Here is a 13,781-nt window from a genome sequence, read left to right on the forward strand (position 1 = left end):
CTTTTTGCTTGAATTGGAGGTGTAATGAAATGAGTCGTATTGGTTACAGAAAGATTGTTTTACCTGAAGGTGTTGAATTATCAACTGAAGGTAACAACGTAACTGTTAAAGGTGCTAAGGGTTCACTAACTCGTGAATTCTCACCAATTATCAAGATGAACGTTAATGATAACGTTGTAACTTTTGAACCAGCAGTTAGATACGATAACAAGACCCGTGCAATGCACGGTACTATGCGTGCTAACTTAAACAACATGGTTGAAGGTGTATCAAATGGTTTTACTAAGACACTTAAGCTAGTCGGTGTTGGTTACCGTGCTCAAGCTAAAGGTTCTGTCCTAGAATTAAACGTTGGTTACTCCAACCCTGTTGAAATGCAAATCAATGATGATCTTAAGGTTGAAACTCCAGATAGTTTAACTATTACTATCAGCGGTATCAACAAAGAACACGTTGGTGACTTTGCAGCTCGTGTTCGTGCTGTTCGTTCACCTGAACCTTACAAGGGTAAAGGTATTCGTTACGAAAACGAAGTTGTTCGTCGTAAGGAAGGTAAGACAGGTAAGTAATGAGTTAGATCTCATTGCTTAACTATTTTAATTAATATTTAAGAGGTGACTATTTTGATTAATAAACCAGATAAAAACAAGACACGTCAACGTCGTCACTTGCGTGTCCGTAACAAAATCTCTGGTACTGCTGTGTGCCCACGTTTGAACGTTTACCGTTCTAACAAAAACATCTACGCTCAAGTTATTGATGACGTAGCGGGTGTTACGCTTGCTAGTGCCTCAACTCTAGACAAAGAAGTTAACGGTTCAAACAAGACTGAACAAGCATCATCTGTTGGTGCTTTAGTTGCCAAACGTGCCGTTGAAAAAAATGTTAAAAATGTTGTTTTCGACCGTGGTGGTTACTTATACCATGGACGTGTACAAGCTCTTGCTGAAGCTGCACGTGAAAACGGACTAGAATTTTAATAAAAGGAGGAATAACCGCAATGGCTGAATTTATTGATCCAAATAAATTAGAACTTGAAGATACTGTCGTATCAATCAACCGTATTACTAAGGTTGTTAAAGGTGGACGTCGTCTACGTTTTGCTGCTTTAGTTGTTGTTGGTGATAGAAATGGTCACGTCGGATTCGGTACTGGTAAAGCTCAAGAAGTTCCAGATGCTATCCGTAAGGCTGTTGAAGATGGTCGTAAGAACTTAATTAGTGTTCCTAAGGTTGGTACTACTATTCCTCATGAAATTATCGGTACTTATGGTGGTGGTAAGATCATGTTAAAACCTGCTGAAGAAGGTTCTGGTGTTGCCGCTGGTGGTGCCGTTCGTTCAGTTATGGAATTAGCTGGTATTGACGATGTTACAAGTAAGCGTTTAGGTTCAGATACTCCAATCAATGCTATTCGTGCTACTTTTGAAGGACTAAAAGCATTGAAGAGTGCAGAAAAAGTTGCTACTTTACGTGGCGTTTCTGCTCAACATTTAGCAGAATAAGGAGGGGTTAGAAGATGGCTCAATTAAAGATTACTTTAACTCACAGTGCAGAACACCGTCTCCCCAAACAACGTAAAATTGTTAAGGCGCTAGGTTTAGGTCGTATTAACAGTACTGTTGTTAAACCTGACAACGAAGCAACTCGTGGAGCATTGTTCCATATCGCACACTTAGTTAAAGTTGAACAAGTTAAGTAATAAATAACAAGGAGGTGCACTTCAAATGAAATTACATGAATTAAAAGCTGCCGAAGGTTCACGTTCATCAAGACAACGTCTAGGTCGTGGATTAGGAAGTAAAGGTAAGACTTCTGGTCGTGGACAAAAGGGTCAAAAGGCTCGTAGTAAGACACGTGTTGGATTCGAAGGGGGCCAAATGCCTTTCTACCGTAGAATTCCTAAGCGTGGTTTCACTAACATTAACCGTAAGGAATACGCTATCGTTAACTTATCTACTTTAGATCAATTTGACGACGGTGTTGAAGTTACACCAGAAACTTTAATGGAAGCTGGTATCGTTAAGAGTGCCAAGGATGGAATTAAGATTCTAGGTAACGGTGAACTTAACAAGAAGCTAACTGTTAAGGCTAACAAATTTTCTGATGCTGCTAAATCAGCCATCGAAAATGCTGGCGGTAAGATCGAGGTGATCTAAATGCTATCAGCCTTGAAAAACGCTTTTAAGGTAAAAGATATTAGAAATAAAATCATGTTTACTTTGGGAGTATTGATTGTTTTTAGATTAGGTGCTTATATTACAGTTCCTGGTATAAATGCTAAAGCACTCCAAAGCGTTGCTTCATCTGGCTTGGTTAGCATTTTAAACACCTTTAGTGGTGGTGGATTAACTAACTATTCACTATTTGCTATGGGTGTTTCACCATATATTACTGCGCAAATCATCGTTCAACTATTACAAATGGACATCGTTCCTCGTTTTGTTGAATGGAGCAAACAAGGTGACGTTGGTAGACGTAAGTTGAACCAAGTTACCAGAATACTTACAGTATTTCTTGCTTTCGTGCAGTCTATTGGAATTACAGCCGGATTTAACACTTTAAGCAGTTTGAACCTTGTTCAAAATCCTGGTCCTGCTACTTATTTGAGTATCGGTTTAATTTTAACCGGTGGTTCAATGTTAACAACTTGGATGGGTGACATGATTACTGATCGTGGTATCGGTCAAGGTGTTTCAATGATCATCTTCGCCGGTATTATCGCAAGAATTCCTACAGGAGTTCAACAATTATATAAGGAATACATCGTTGGAGATACTTCTTCACAATTATGGCCTTCTATCTTATTCTTAGCTGCGCTATTCGTTGTAATTCTAATAATTGTTACTTTTGTTACCTGGTTCCAACAAGCTGAACGTAGGATTCCAATTCAATATACTAGAAGAGAAACAGGCGCGGGTGACAATAGTTACCTACCTTTAAAGGTTAACGTTGCCGGTGTTATCCCTGTTATCTTCGCCAGTTCGTTTATCTCAACACCACAAGCAATCTTGCTTTTCTTTGCAGGTAAACATTCTGGTGATGGTTGGTACCAAGTATTGAGTAACGTATTTAATATGCAAACTCTATCAGGTGCTACCTTATACACTGTATTAATTGTTGTCTTTACATTCTTTTACGCTTTTGTTCAAGTTAACCCTGAAAAACTTTCAGAAAACTTGCAAAAACAAGGAAGCTATATTCCAGGTGTTTGGCCAGGAAATGGAACTCAAACTTACGTATCAAAAGTCTTAATGAGACTTAGCGTAGTTGGAGCCCTATTCCTAGGAATTGTTGCTTTAATTCCTTTAATTGCACAAAACGTTTGGAGCTTAGACGAATCCATCGGTTTAGGTGGTACTAGTTTACTAATTGTTGTTGGTGTTGCCATCGAAACAATTAGACAAATTCGTGGTTTAATGATGAAACAAGAATATGTTGGATTCATTCAATCACCTCGTCCAAATGATTTATAAAAGTGTGAATGGAGGTAATTAAATATGTCAATGAACTTAATCTTAATGGGGCTTCCTGGAGCTGGTAAAGGTACACAAGCTGAATCCATTATTGAAAATTATGGTATTCCACATATCTCTACTGGAGATATCTTTCGTGCCGCTATAAAAGACCAAACTGAAATGGGATTAAAGGCAAAACAATATATTGACAAAGGGAACTTGGTTCCTGATGATGTAACATGTGGAATTGTTAAAGATCGTCTTGCACAAGATGATACTAAAAAAGGATATATGTTAGACGGTTTTCCTAGAACTATCGAACAAGCAAATGCTTTACAAGAAATTTGTAAAGAGCTTGATCGTCCATTGGATGCTGTTATAAATATTGACGTTGACCCTAAAGTTCTTGTTGATCGACTTTCTGGTAGATTTATTTGTAAGAACTGTGGTGCCACTTACCACAAGCTATACAAAATGCCAAAAGTTGAAGATACTTGTGATATTTGTGGTGGCCATGAATTTTATCAACGTAGTGATGACAAGCCTGAAACAGTTAAGAATCGTTTAGATGTAAACATCAAGATGAATACACCATTAATTGATTTTTACAAAGAACGTGATTTATTATTCACTGTTGATGGTGGTCAAGATATTGATGATGTTACTAAAGACATTGACAAAATACTTAAGCAATTCTAGTAATTGCTTCTGCGGCTAGCATTTGTTGCTGGAAGTATGTTTGTGTGATAAACTAACCCATGTGTATTTGCGATTAGCTACATGGCGGTCTTTGTCGATAATATCTTGGCATTTGGCTACCTTTATGTAGTAATCGTATTTTTCGAGGAGGAAAATTCTTTGTCTAAAGATAATGTTATTGAAATTGAAGGTAAGGTTAGCGAAACCTTACCAAATGCTATGTTTCGTGTTGAACTAGAAAATGGTCACGAAATTTTAGCTCACGTTTCCGGTAAGATCAGAATGCATTACATTCGTATCTTACCTGGTGATCGTGTCACAGTTGAAATGTCACCATATGATTTAAGCAAGGGACGTATTACTTACCGTTATAAGTAAGGATACTGTCTTGAAGTATAGGAGGGTTATATAATGAAGGTTCGTCCATCAGTAAAACCAATGTGTGAAAATTGTAAAGTAATTAAGAGAAAAGGCCGTGTTATGGTCATTTGCTCAAATCCAAAACATAAACAAAGACAAGGTAAGTAATTTTATATAAACAGGAGGTGTGTTTGAATGGCTCGTATCGCCGGAATTGATTTACCACGTGATAAGCGTATCGTTATTGGTCTAACTAGCATCTTTGGAATCGGTCAAAGCAGAGCTGCTGAAATCCTTTCAAAGGCTGGCGTTTCAGAAGATGTTCGTGTTCGTGATCTAACTCCAGACCAAGAAGATAAAATCCGTGAAGTTGTTGACAATTACAAAATTGAAGGTGACTTACGTCGTGAAGTAAGAATGAATATCAAGAAGCTTCAAGAAATTGGTTCTTACCGTGGAATGCGTCACCGTCGTGGTTTACCTGTTAGAGGTCAACACACAAAGAACAACGCCCGTACTCGTAAGGGTAAAAAAGTAACTATTGCTGGTAAGAAAAAATAATAAATAAAGGAGGTTAGTAAATCATGGTTCAAAAGAAAGGTTCTCGTAAGCGTAGAGTAAAGAAGAACATCGAATCTGGTGTTGCTCACATTCACTCTACTTTTAATAACACATTAGTTATGATTACCGACATGCAAGGTAATGCAATTGCTTGGTCATCTGCTGGTGCTTTAGGATTCCGTGGAAGTCGTAAATCAACTCCATTTGCTGCACAAATGGCTTCAGAAGCCGCTGCTAAGACAGCTATGGAACATGGTATGAAGACTGTTGAAGTTGCTGTTAAAGGTCCTGGTTCAGGTCGTGAATCAGCTATCCGTGCACTTCAATCAACTGGTTTAGAAGTTGCTGCTATTCGTGATGTTACTCCAGTTCCACATAATGGATCTCGTCCTCCAAAGCGTCGTAGAGTTTAATTTATTCTCATCTCTGTATGATGGACTAATTAATATTTAACTCAGAGCGTTTTGAAAGGGGTAGAAGATAAGAATGATTGAATTTGAAAAACCTAATATTCATAAGATTGATGAAACTGATAATTATGGAGAAGTTGTTGTTGAACCACTAGAACGTGGATACGGAACAACTCTTGGAAACTCGTTGCGTAGAATTTTACTTTCATCTTTACCTGGTGCAGCCGTAACTAGCATTCAAATTGATGATGTTTTACATGAATTTTCTACAGTACCTGGTGTTGTAGAAGACGTAACTCAAATTATTTTAAATGTTAAGAAGATTTCATTGAAGTTGGATGCCGAAGATGGCGAAGACAAAGAAATGGAAATCAATGTTACAGGTCCAGCTCAAGTAACTGCTGGAGACATTCAGGCTGATGGTGATGTAACTGTCTTAAATCCAGACTTACACATCGCTACAGTTGCTGAAGGTTCTACATTCCACATGAGAATGACTGCAAACAAGGGTCGCGGATATGTTTCTGCTGATGAGAATAAGGCTCGTAATGATGGAATGCCAATCGGTGTCTTACCAGTTGATTCCATTTATACCCCAATCGAACGTGTTAATTATCAAGTTGAAAACGCACGTGTTGGTCAAAGATCTGACTTTGATAAGCTAACTCTTGACGTTTGGACTGATGGTTCCATCACTCCTAGTGAAGCAATTAGTTTAGCAGCCAAGATTCTAAACGACCATCTTGCTATGTTTGTTGATCTTACCGATGAAGCCAAGAACACTGAAGTTATGGTTGAAAAGGAAGAAACACACAAAGAAAAGATGCTTGAAATGACAATTGAAGAATTGGACTTATCAGTTCGTTCATACAACTGTTTGAAGCGTGCAGGAATCAACACTGTTCAAGAATTAACCAACAAAAGCGAAGCAGACATGATGAAGGTTCGTAACTTAGGACGTAAGTCACTTGTTGAAGTAAAGAATAAGTTAGAAGCCCTTGGATTGTCATTGCGTAAAGAAGATTAGTATAAAGGAGGATATCCATTTATGAGTTACCGTAAATTACAACGTACTAGTGCACACCGTCGTTCATTACTACGTAACCTAACTACTGACTTGTTAGTAAACGGTGAAATTAAGACCACTGAAGCTCGTGCTAAAGAAGTACGCTCAACTGCTGAAAAGATGATTACTCTTGGTAAGCGTGGAGATCTTCATGCTCGTCGTCAAGCTGCAGCATTCCTACAAAACGTAGTTGCTGACGCTAAAGAAGATGGTGATGACGTAACTGTTACTACTGCATTACAAAAGCTATTTGATGAAATTGCTCCTAAGTATGCAGAACGTAACGGTGGTTACACTCGTATTCTAAAGACTATGCCTCGTCGTGGTGACGGTGCATCAATGGTTATTTTACAATTAGTTGATTAATTAATCGTAAACTTAATTAAATAGTAACAACAAATCACTAGGGCTATTGATATAAAGCGTTATGATGATGGGCAAGCCCCAAGTCTAGCTTGAATGGAGCTTTGCTTCGCATCAATAGCCTATTAGTGATTTTTTTATACATAATTTTAAACGGGGTGAATGAAGTGTCTAGTAAGATTATCAATGTATCAAACCTAAAATTTAAATATACTGATTCAACCAACTTTGCTGTAAATGATTTATCCTTTGATATTAATGAAGGTGAATGGGTATCCATTATCGGAAAAAACGGTAGTGGAAAATCGACACTAATTAGCTTACTAGATGGTTTATTAAAGGCCCAAAGCGGCAGTATCAAAGTTGATGGAATTGAATTAAACGAAGATACTGTTAATGACATAAGAGATAGAATTGGGATTGTTTTCCAAGATCCTAACAACCAGTTTGTGGCATCAACGGTGCAAGATGATATCGCATTTGGTTTAGAAAACAGAAACATGCCACAGGATAAGATGAAGGCTGCGGTTGAAAAGGCGTTAACTGACGTTGATATGTTGGACTATGCTGAAAAGGACCCAACAAGATTGTCAGGTGGACAAAAGCAACGTGTTGCCATTGCGGGGATTCTAGCCATGAATCCAAAGATTATTATCTTGGATGAAGCCACTAGCATGTTAGATCCAAAAGCAAAATACTTAATAACAAATTTGATTAATGAGGTTAGAACAAAGTATAATCTAACTGTATTATCGATTTCACACGATATTAACGAAATCGAAAAATCAGATCGTACGATTCTAATTCGTGACGGTAAGATGGTATTAGATACCACTCCACAAAAGCTATTCACTGAATTAGACAATGTCGAGGAATATGGTTTGAAGCTACCTTTCTCAGAACAACTACGTTTGAGATTAAAGGAAGAGGGCTTTGATATTTCTGATGACTATTTGAATGACGAGGAGATTGTAGAATGGATAACGCAATATTATTCAAAAATGTAAGCCACGTATATCAAGAAAACACGCCATTAGAATTTCATGCTCTAGAAGATGTCTCATTGAAGATAAAGAGTGGTTCTTTTGTTTCAATTATCGGTAAGACTGGTAGTGGAAAATCGACATTGATTAAACACATCAATGCCTTATTAAAGCCAACTAGTGGTAGTGTCACAATTGGTGATAAGGAAATCACAAGTCGTACTAATAACAAGCACCTAAAGCCACTCCGTCAAAAGATTGGCATGGTATTCCAGTTTCCAGAACAACAACTGTTTGCGGAAACAGTGGAGGAAGACATTGCCTTTGGTCCAAGTAACTTTGGCGTTACCGGAGACGAACTAAACGATACTGTGATGCATGCATCTGACTTGGTGCATTTAGACCATGACCTATTGAAGAAGTCACCATTTGATTTATCGGGTGGTCAAAAGAGAAGGGTAGCGATTGCTGGAGTTTTAGCAATGAACCCAGAAATCCTAGTGTTGGACGAACCAACTGCTGGTTTAGATTTAGAGGGACAACAATATATCCTCGACTTGATTAGAAGACTTAATCGAGAAGAAAACATGACAATCGTTTTAGTTAGTCACCAAATGGATGACGTCGCTAAATACTCTGATCGAGTAGTCGTGATGAGTGGCGGTAAGGTTGTTAAAAAATGTTATCCTGACGAACTATTCACGGATGTGGATTTCTTGAACAAGTATGATTTACAAGTACCTGAGACTGTTAAGATTACCAAGGATTTGGCTGATAAAGGTGTAGAACTTGATAAGTTATCTTTAGACGCGGACGAATTAATTAACGGCATCATTAATAAATTAAGGAATGAAGATAAGGATGAATAACTTTATATTTGGAAGATACCTTCCTGGTAACTCACTAATTCATAAAATGAATCCAGCCGCCAAGATGTTAATCGCATTTGCCTATATCATCATGGTTTTCTTTGCCAACAATTTAATTACATACGTCGTGATGGCAGCAACTGTGTTGTTATTCGTCTTGTTATCAAAGTGTTCTTTTGGATACTTCATCAAGGGATTAATGCCAATGCTGTGGGTAATTATCTTCACAGTCATGATTCAGGTATTCTTTGGATCAGGTGGTCACGTTTACTTCTCATGGGGAATTGTTAAATTAACAAGCTATGGAATTTTAAACGCAATCGTATTAACGATTCGTTTTATGCTAATCATTGCGATGTCGACTGTGTTGACACTAACGACATCACCACTTGAAATCTCACAAGGTATTAGTGCGTTATTAAAACCACTAAAGCAATTTAATTTCCCGGTTGAAACTTTCTCTTTGATGATTTCAATCTCATTGAGATTCGTGCCAACCTTAACGGATGAAACTAAATTAATCATGGATGCACAACGTTCTCGTGGTGTCGACTTCGGTGATGGGGGACTAATCAAACGTGTTAAGGCGTTTGTCCCATTATTGATACCTTTGTTTGTCAGTGCTTTTAAGCATGCCGATGATTTAAGTATCGCGATGGAAGCAAGGGGATATCAGACTAACAAGGAACGCTCTCACTTTCATACATTTAAATGGAAACCAAATGATTTTGTATGCATGCTATTAATTTTAGTCATGGCGATAGTTATATTTATATATAGGAGTTAGATAATAGAAATGTCATATCGTTATAAAATCACGATGGCTTATGATGGAACCGACTTTTATGGTTTCCAACGTCAGCCAAAGAAAAGAACCATCGAAGGAATCTTAACCAAGATTGTTAATAAGATGGCCAAAAATCCGGACCCAGCAATTACCGTGTATGGATCCGGTAGAACAGACGCAGGGGTTCATGCATTAGGACAGGTCGCTCATTTTGACTTTCCATACGACCTTCCTGAAGAAAACATGCTAAAGGCATTGAACAGCATGCTACCTTTGGATGTTCAAATTAAAAAGGTAGAAAAGGTCCCAAGTGACTTTCACGCAAGATACGATGTATCAGGGAAGCGATACATGTATCGAATGGATATGGGTGAATTCCGTAATCCGTTTAAACGCAGATATACAGCGCAATGGAGATTCCCGGTTGATATTGACAAGATTAACATTGCGCTAAAGGACTTGATTGGTGAACATGACTTTACTAGTTTTGTTGCCTCAGGTTCATCAGCTAGAACCAATGTCAGAACCATCTACGAAGCAAAATGTCGAATTGATGAAAAAGAAAATGAATTGATATTCGAATTTTACGGTAATGGTTTCCTATATAACATGGTCAGAATCATGGTAGGGGTTTTAGTTGAAATTGGTTCAGGTTCAAGGGATGTACATGATATTTTAAGACTATACGAAGTTAAGGATCGTACTGAAGCAAGAAGAACGGTTCCCGCTAGCGGACTATACTTAAAACATGTATACTATGAGGGAGATGATCCTGCTCATCCTACAAAACTACCTCATCATCAAAGATGATTTTAGGTTGACTTTATAATTAAAAAATTGTAGTATAAAGCATGGTATTGTTTGCCCCACAATAAGCCCCGGAAACTTATATTGGTGTCGAACAAACACAGAAACATGGAGGAAGATTAAAGTGCGTACAACATATATGGCAAAACCAGGTGAAGTAGAACGCAAGTGGTACATCATTGACGCAACTGATATCAGTTTAGGTCGTCTATCAACTGTCGTTGCTTCTATTTTACGAGGAAAAAACAAGCCAACATTTACACCTCATGTAGATACTGGCGATAACGTTATTGTTATTAATGCTTCAAAAGTTGCATTAACAGGTCGTAAAGCTAGCGATAAGCTATACTCCCACCACACAGGTTATTTAGGTGGTCTAAAACAAAAAACTGCTGGTCAAATGTTAAATGATACTCCAGACAAGTTAGTTGAAACATCAGTTAAAGGTATGCTACCAAGTGGTACATTAGCTCACAAGCAATTACTACACTTACACGTATACGCTGATGCTAACCATGCTCACCAAGCACAAAACCCTGAAGTATTAGACATTAATAACCTAATTTAAGGAGGAAACTTAATTGGCTCAAGTACAATATCGCGGCACAGGCCGTCGTAAAGACTCAGTAGCCCGAGTAATTTTAGTACCCGGTACTGGTAAAGTTGTTATGAACAAAAAGGATATTGAAGATTACATTCCATTCCCTAACTTAAGAGCAGTGGTAATGCAACCATTCAATGTTACTGAAACATCAGGTAACTACGATGCTTTAATCAATGTTAACGGTGGTGGTTTCTCAGGACAAGCTGGTGCAGCTCGTCACGGAATCGCTCGTGCATTGCTAGAAGTAGATCCTGACTTCCGTGCTTCATTAAAGAGTGCCGGTTTATTAACTCGTGACGCTCGTATGAAAGAACGTAAGAAACCAGGTCTTAAGAAAGCTCGTAAAGCTGGTCAATTCTCAAAACGTTAAGATACACTTATCTTTCTGTTTTCAAAAGAACTTCCCGTGTGGAAGTTCTTTTTTTATACATAAGTGGACTTATTAATGAAAATAGTGTTTAATATTCAATGTTGTTTTATATGAAAGTAAAATCTCAAAGAGGAGATGATGATCATTAGAAATAAAGCTTATAAGATGAACATCTTATCCGTGTTTATCGCAATAATTATCATACAAACAAGTATCCCTGGATTGGGAAACATTCCAATTGGACCACTTAGCGTTACAATTATTCCAATCACAGTTGTCTTAGCTGCAATTCTGCTTGGCACTAAAGAGGGGGCAATTGTCGGTGGTGTTTGGGGATTAATTACATTTGTCCGCGCATTCTGGTGGCCAACTAGTCCATTGGCAATCTATGTATTTACGAACCCACTAGTTTCTGTACTACCAAGAATCCTAGTTGGGTTAGTCGCTGGATTAGTTTTTAAACGTCTATACAAACCTAACAAGCCATATCGCATGTACATGGCAATCACTGGTTTTGTTAGTTCACTAGTTAACACCATTGTGGTGTTAGGATTAATCTATGTATTCTATCGTGGGGATGCATTTAACATTTACCACATTAATGTTGATCAACTACTACCATATCTATTATTTGTAGCAGCAACCAACGGGTTAGTGGAAGCCATCCTATCTGGTGCATTGGTACCAGTGATTGGCTCACCATTATTGAAAATACGCAAAAAAAGCACCGATGACTAATGTCATCAGTGCTTTTTATTACTTTTCGTCGGCTTCACTATCTTTGTTTTTACCTTTTGAGTTGTGAGGTCCTTCTTTTACCATGGTGATGTTCTTGTTGTTAATAACGATCTTTCCGTGGTATTTGTCCTCTAATGCAGGATCGGTAGTTTGAAAACCAATCATGTATGAGTTGTTGTATCCTTTTTCAATGATTCCTTGGAATTTCTTCTTTTCTAGCATGAATGAAACTTGGTCACCAACATCAAATGGTGATTTGTCATTGCTTGTTAATTTATCTTTTACCAAAAGCATACATCTCCTAACTTATACCTTAAAATTACAGAAAAATGAGTCATTTGTCAATTAAACAATATTTAAGTTAAAATTTGATTTTCTTTTTTTTAGCGAATAGTTTAGAATATTAAATAATATAAGGAGAGGTTCTGTGAGTAAAAGAAGATATCGAAAAAGAAGAAAGAAGAAAACATCTAACTTTGGATGTCTTATTTTTATTTTAATCGTTGGCGTACTCTTATTCGCAGGTGGGATGAAGATATTTGATCGCATTTACACGTATGATTCATATACACAACAGAATGTGTTAAAGAAGCATCGTAAGTTCATCAATGCTTTATTACCGGCCGCAAATGACGTGCAAAGGCGTTACAACATCCTAGTTAGTATCAGTTTGGCCCAAGCAATCCTTGAGTCAAACTGGGGAACTAGTCAATTATCTAGTCAATATAATAACTTATACGGTGTTAAAGCGTCTGGAAACCAACCATCTGTGAATCTTTCTACCCAAGAGTTCGTAAACGGCCAATTTATCACCATCACTGGTCGTTTTAGAGTATATAACAGTTGGTCCGAGTCAGTCGAAAGCCACGCGTTATTGCTCGTAAATGGGACTGATTGGAACCCAAATCAGTATAAGGATGTAATTGACTCAGATAATTACGTTGCTGCTGCCAAGGGTCTACAAGTTGACGGATATGCGACAGATCCAACATATCGCAATAAGATTATTGAAATCATCCGTAAATACAAGCTATATCAATATGATAAACAAACTACCACTACAGGAGGAACATCAAATGAAACTACTGGAAGATAAGATTAAAGAAGTCGGTCGTGTACTACCAGGGGATGTATTAAAAGTTGATGCATTTCTAAACCATCAGGTTGATCCTAGATTGATGGCTGAAATGGGTAAGGAATTTGCCAGACTATTTAAGGACGACAACATTACTAGAATCGTAACTGTTGAATCTTCTGGAATTGCTCCTGCAGTAATGGCTGGATTATACATGGATGTCCCAGTTGTGTTTGCTAGAAAACATAAAAGTTTAACACTAACAGATGACGTATATACTAGTGAGGTATATTCATACACTAAACAAACCAGCAACCAAATTAGTATTGATAAAAGATTTATTCAACCAAATGACCGTCTATTAATCATTGATGATTTCTTAGCCAATGGCCAAGCCGTTCAAGGATTATTGGACGTAGCAAAGCAAGCTAATGTATCAGTTAATGGAATTGGTATCGTAATTGAAAAATCATACCAAAAGGGCCACGATTTGATTGAAAAGACAGGGATTCATCTAGAATCACTTGCAAAAATTAAATCATTGGATAACGACAAAGTCACTTTTGTAGAAGATTAAAAAGAGTCGGCATAATTTGCCGACTTTTTTATTTGGTGCTAAATGAAAATATGCC

General features: G+C 37.6%; 23 protein-coding genes. 22 read left to right on the forward strand and 1 reads right to left on the reverse strand.

Going from position 1 to position 13,781, the window contains the following annotated elements:
• The first annotated feature begins 29 nt into the window (after positions 1–29).
• The 20 genes from rplF (at position 30) to J3U50_RS01535 (ending at position 12,074) form a co-directional block, all read left to right on the forward strand.
• Entirely contained in the window at positions 30–569 is a 540-nt protein-coding gene (gene rplF / locus J3U50_RS01440; RefSeq protein ID WP_054608320.1) for a 50S ribosomal protein L6, read from the forward strand.
• A gap of 54 nt (positions 570–623) precedes the next feature.
• Entirely contained in the window at positions 624–980 is a 357-nt protein-coding gene (rplR, locus tag J3U50_RS01445) for a 50S ribosomal protein L18 (protein WP_080695536.1), read from the forward strand.
• Positions 981–1,000: 20 nt separating this feature from the next.
• Complete coding sequence (gene rpsE / locus J3U50_RS01450; protein ID WP_034531520.1) at positions 1,001–1,504, forward strand: 30S ribosomal protein S5; 504 nt, start codon at positions 1,001–1,003, stop codon at positions 1,502–1,504.
• Between the two features lie 14 nt (positions 1,505–1,518).
• Entirely contained in the window at positions 1,519–1,701 is a 183-nt protein-coding gene (gene rpmD / locus J3U50_RS01455) for a 50S ribosomal protein L30 (protein ID WP_034531522.1), read from the forward strand.
• A 25-nt stretch (positions 1,702–1,726) separates the two neighbouring features.
• A complete protein-coding gene (gene rplO, locus J3U50_RS01460; RefSeq protein ID WP_034531523.1) occupies positions 1,727–2,158 on the forward strand; it encodes a 50S ribosomal protein L15 in 432 nt (143 codons plus the stop codon).
• A complete protein-coding gene (gene secY, locus J3U50_RS01465) occupies positions 2,159–3,475 on the forward strand; it encodes a preprotein translocase subunit SecY (RefSeq protein WP_034531525.1) in 1,317 nt (438 codons plus the stop codon).
• Positions 3,476–3,505: 30 nt separating this feature from the next.
• Positions 3,506–4,156: an adenylate kinase gene (locus tag J3U50_RS01470; RefSeq protein ID WP_277813699.1), complete on the forward strand. Its 651-nt coding sequence runs from the start codon at positions 3,506–3,508 to the stop codon at positions 4,154–4,156.
• 159 nt (positions 4,157–4,315) lie between these two features.
• Entirely contained in the window at positions 4,316–4,534 is a 219-nt protein-coding gene (infA, locus tag J3U50_RS01475; protein ID WP_034531529.1) for a translation initiation factor IF-1, read from the forward strand.
• A 33-nt stretch (positions 4,535–4,567) separates the two neighbouring features.
• Positions 4,568–4,684, forward strand: coding sequence for a 50S ribosomal protein L36 (gene rpmJ / locus J3U50_RS01480; protein WP_034531530.1), 117 nt, complete (start codon positions 4,568–4,570; stop codon positions 4,682–4,684).
• Between the two features lie 27 nt (positions 4,685–4,711).
• Entirely contained in the window at positions 4,712–5,077 is a 366-nt protein-coding gene (gene rpsM, locus J3U50_RS01485) for a 30S ribosomal protein S13 (RefSeq protein ID WP_034531532.1), read from the forward strand.
• Positions 5,078–5,100: 23 nt separating this feature from the next.
• On the forward strand, positions 5,101–5,490 hold the full coding sequence (gene rpsK / locus J3U50_RS01490; protein ID WP_034531534.1) for a 30S ribosomal protein S11: 390 nt from the start codon (positions 5,101–5,103) through the stop codon (positions 5,488–5,490).
• A gap of 73 nt (positions 5,491–5,563) precedes the next feature.
• The gene (locus J3U50_RS01495) at positions 5,564–6,514 is read left to right on the forward strand and encodes a DNA-directed RNA polymerase subunit alpha (RefSeq protein ID WP_034531535.1); all 951 of its coding nucleotides are present in this window, start codon (positions 5,564–5,566) and stop codon (positions 6,512–6,514) included.
• A gap of 21 nt (positions 6,515–6,535) precedes the next feature.
• Positions 6,536–6,919 carry a 50S ribosomal protein L17 gene (gene rplQ / locus J3U50_RS01500; protein WP_034531537.1) on the forward strand — a complete coding sequence of 128 codons (384 nt, stop codon included), beginning with the start codon at positions 6,536–6,538 and terminating at the stop codon, positions 6,917–6,919.
• Positions 6,920–7,095: 176 nt separating this feature from the next.
• Complete coding sequence (locus J3U50_RS01505) at positions 7,096–7,923, forward strand: energy-coupling factor transporter ATPase (protein ID WP_054608364.1); 828 nt, start codon at positions 7,096–7,098, stop codon at positions 7,921–7,923.
• Complete coding sequence (locus J3U50_RS01510; RefSeq protein ID WP_054608318.1) at positions 7,893–8,768, forward strand: energy-coupling factor transporter ATPase; 876 nt, start codon at positions 7,893–7,895, stop codon at positions 8,766–8,768. The genes J3U50_RS01505 and J3U50_RS01510 overlap by 31 nt, the downstream gene beginning before the upstream one ends.
• Positions 8,761–9,555: an energy-coupling factor transporter transmembrane protein EcfT gene (locus J3U50_RS01515; RefSeq protein ID WP_301945428.1), complete on the forward strand. Its 795-nt coding sequence runs from the start codon at positions 8,761–8,763 to the stop codon at positions 9,553–9,555. Before J3U50_RS01510 ends, J3U50_RS01515 begins: the two co-directional genes overlap by 8 nt.
• Before the next feature lie 9 nt (positions 9,556–9,564).
• A complete protein-coding gene (truA, locus tag J3U50_RS01520) occupies positions 9,565–10,365 on the forward strand; it encodes a tRNA pseudouridine(38-40) synthase TruA (RefSeq protein ID WP_053791931.1) in 801 nt (266 codons plus the stop codon).
• A 121-nt stretch (positions 10,366–10,486) separates the two neighbouring features.
• On the forward strand, positions 10,487–10,930 hold the full coding sequence (gene rplM, locus J3U50_RS01525) for a 50S ribosomal protein L13 (protein ID WP_034534424.1): 444 nt from the start codon (positions 10,487–10,489) through the stop codon (positions 10,928–10,930).
• Between the two features lie 13 nt (positions 10,931–10,943).
• Entirely contained in the window at positions 10,944–11,336 is a 393-nt protein-coding gene (rpsI, locus tag J3U50_RS01530; protein WP_034531546.1) for a 30S ribosomal protein S9, read from the forward strand.
• Positions 11,337–11,474: 138 nt separating this feature from the next.
• On the forward strand, positions 11,475–12,074 hold the full coding sequence (locus J3U50_RS01535) for an ECF transporter S component (protein WP_301945429.1): 600 nt from the start codon (positions 11,475–11,477) through the stop codon (positions 12,072–12,074).
• A gap of 18 nt (positions 12,075–12,092) precedes the next feature.
• Here the strand turns inward: J3U50_RS01535 and J3U50_RS01540 are convergent, their stop codons facing one another.
• The gene (locus tag J3U50_RS01540; RefSeq protein ID WP_041152910.1) at positions 12,093–12,362 is read right to left on the reverse strand and encodes a hypothetical protein; all 270 of its coding nucleotides are present in this window, start codon (positions 12,360–12,362) and stop codon (positions 12,093–12,095) included.
• Positions 12,363–12,501: 139 nt separating this feature from the next.
• Here J3U50_RS01540 and J3U50_RS01545 point away from each other — a divergent pair, with 139 nt between their 5' ends.
• Positions 12,502–13,170, forward strand: coding sequence for a glycoside hydrolase family 73 protein (locus J3U50_RS01545; protein WP_051592211.1), 669 nt, complete (start codon positions 12,502–12,504; stop codon positions 13,168–13,170).
• Positions 13,151–13,726 carry a xanthine phosphoribosyltransferase gene (locus J3U50_RS01550; RefSeq protein ID WP_301945430.1) on the forward strand — a complete coding sequence of 192 codons (576 nt, stop codon included), beginning with the start codon at positions 13,151–13,153 and terminating at the stop codon, positions 13,724–13,726. Before J3U50_RS01545 ends, J3U50_RS01550 begins: the two co-directional genes overlap by 20 nt.
• Positions 13,727–13,781 lie beyond the last annotated feature (55 nt).

It is taken from the genome of Lactobacillus sp. B3795 (assembly GCF_026535805.1).
In the GTDB taxonomy this organism is placed as follows: Bacteria; Bacillota; Bacilli; order Lactobacillales; family Lactobacillaceae; genus Apilactobacillus; species Apilactobacillus kunkeei_C.

What these genes read in the sequence shown, in the direction of transcription:
- rplF (WP_054608320.1), top strand. Translation starts at nt 30, where the DNA reads ATGAGTCGTATTGGTTACAGAAAGATTGTTTTACCTGAAGGTGTTGAA.
- rpsE (WP_034531520.1), top strand. Translation starts at nt 1,001, where the DNA reads ATGGCTGAATTTATTGATCCAAATAAATTAGAACTTGAAGATACTGTC.
- rpmD (WP_034531522.1), top strand. Translation starts at nt 1,519, where the DNA reads ATGGCTCAATTAAAGATTACTTTAACTCACAGTGCAGAACACCGTCTC.
- rplO (WP_034531523.1), top strand. Translation starts at nt 1,727, where the DNA reads ATGAAATTACATGAATTAAAAGCTGCCGAAGGTTCACGTTCATCAAGA.
- secY (WP_034531525.1), top strand. Translation starts at nt 2,159, where the DNA reads ATGCTATCAGCCTTGAAAAACGCTTTTAAGGTAAAAGATATTAGAAAT.
- J3U50_RS01470 (WP_277813699.1), top strand. Translation starts at nt 3,506, where the DNA reads ATGAACTTAATCTTAATGGGGCTTCCTGGAGCTGGTAAAGGTACACAA.
- rpmJ (WP_034531530.1), top strand. Translation starts at nt 4,568, where the DNA reads ATGAAGGTTCGTCCATCAGTAAAACCAATGTGTGAAAATTGTAAAGTA.
- rpsM (WP_034531532.1), top strand. Translation starts at nt 4,712, where the DNA reads ATGGCTCGTATCGCCGGAATTGATTTACCACGTGATAAGCGTATCGTT.
- rpsK (WP_034531534.1), top strand. Translation starts at nt 5,101, where the DNA reads ATGGTTCAAAAGAAAGGTTCTCGTAAGCGTAGAGTAAAGAAGAACATC.
- J3U50_RS01495 (WP_034531535.1), top strand. Translation starts at nt 5,564, where the DNA reads ATGATTGAATTTGAAAAACCTAATATTCATAAGATTGATGAAACTGAT.
- rplQ (WP_034531537.1), top strand. Translation starts at nt 6,536, where the DNA reads ATGAGTTACCGTAAATTACAACGTACTAGTGCACACCGTCGTTCATTA.
- J3U50_RS01510 (WP_054608318.1), top strand. Translation starts at nt 7,893, where the DNA reads ATGGATAACGCAATATTATTCAAAAATGTAAGCCACGTATATCAAGAA.
- J3U50_RS01515 (WP_301945428.1), top strand. Translation starts at nt 8,761, where the DNA reads ATGAATAACTTTATATTTGGAAGATACCTTCCTGGTAACTCACTAATT.
- truA (WP_053791931.1), top strand. Translation starts at nt 9,565, where the DNA reads ATGTCATATCGTTATAAAATCACGATGGCTTATGATGGAACCGACTTT.
- J3U50_RS01535 (WP_301945429.1), top strand. Translation starts at nt 11,475, where the DNA reads ATGATCATTAGAAATAAAGCTTATAAGATGAACATCTTATCCGTGTTT.
- J3U50_RS01550 (WP_301945430.1), top strand. Translation starts at nt 13,151, where the DNA reads ATGAAACTACTGGAAGATAAGATTAAAGAAGTCGGTCGTGTACTACCA.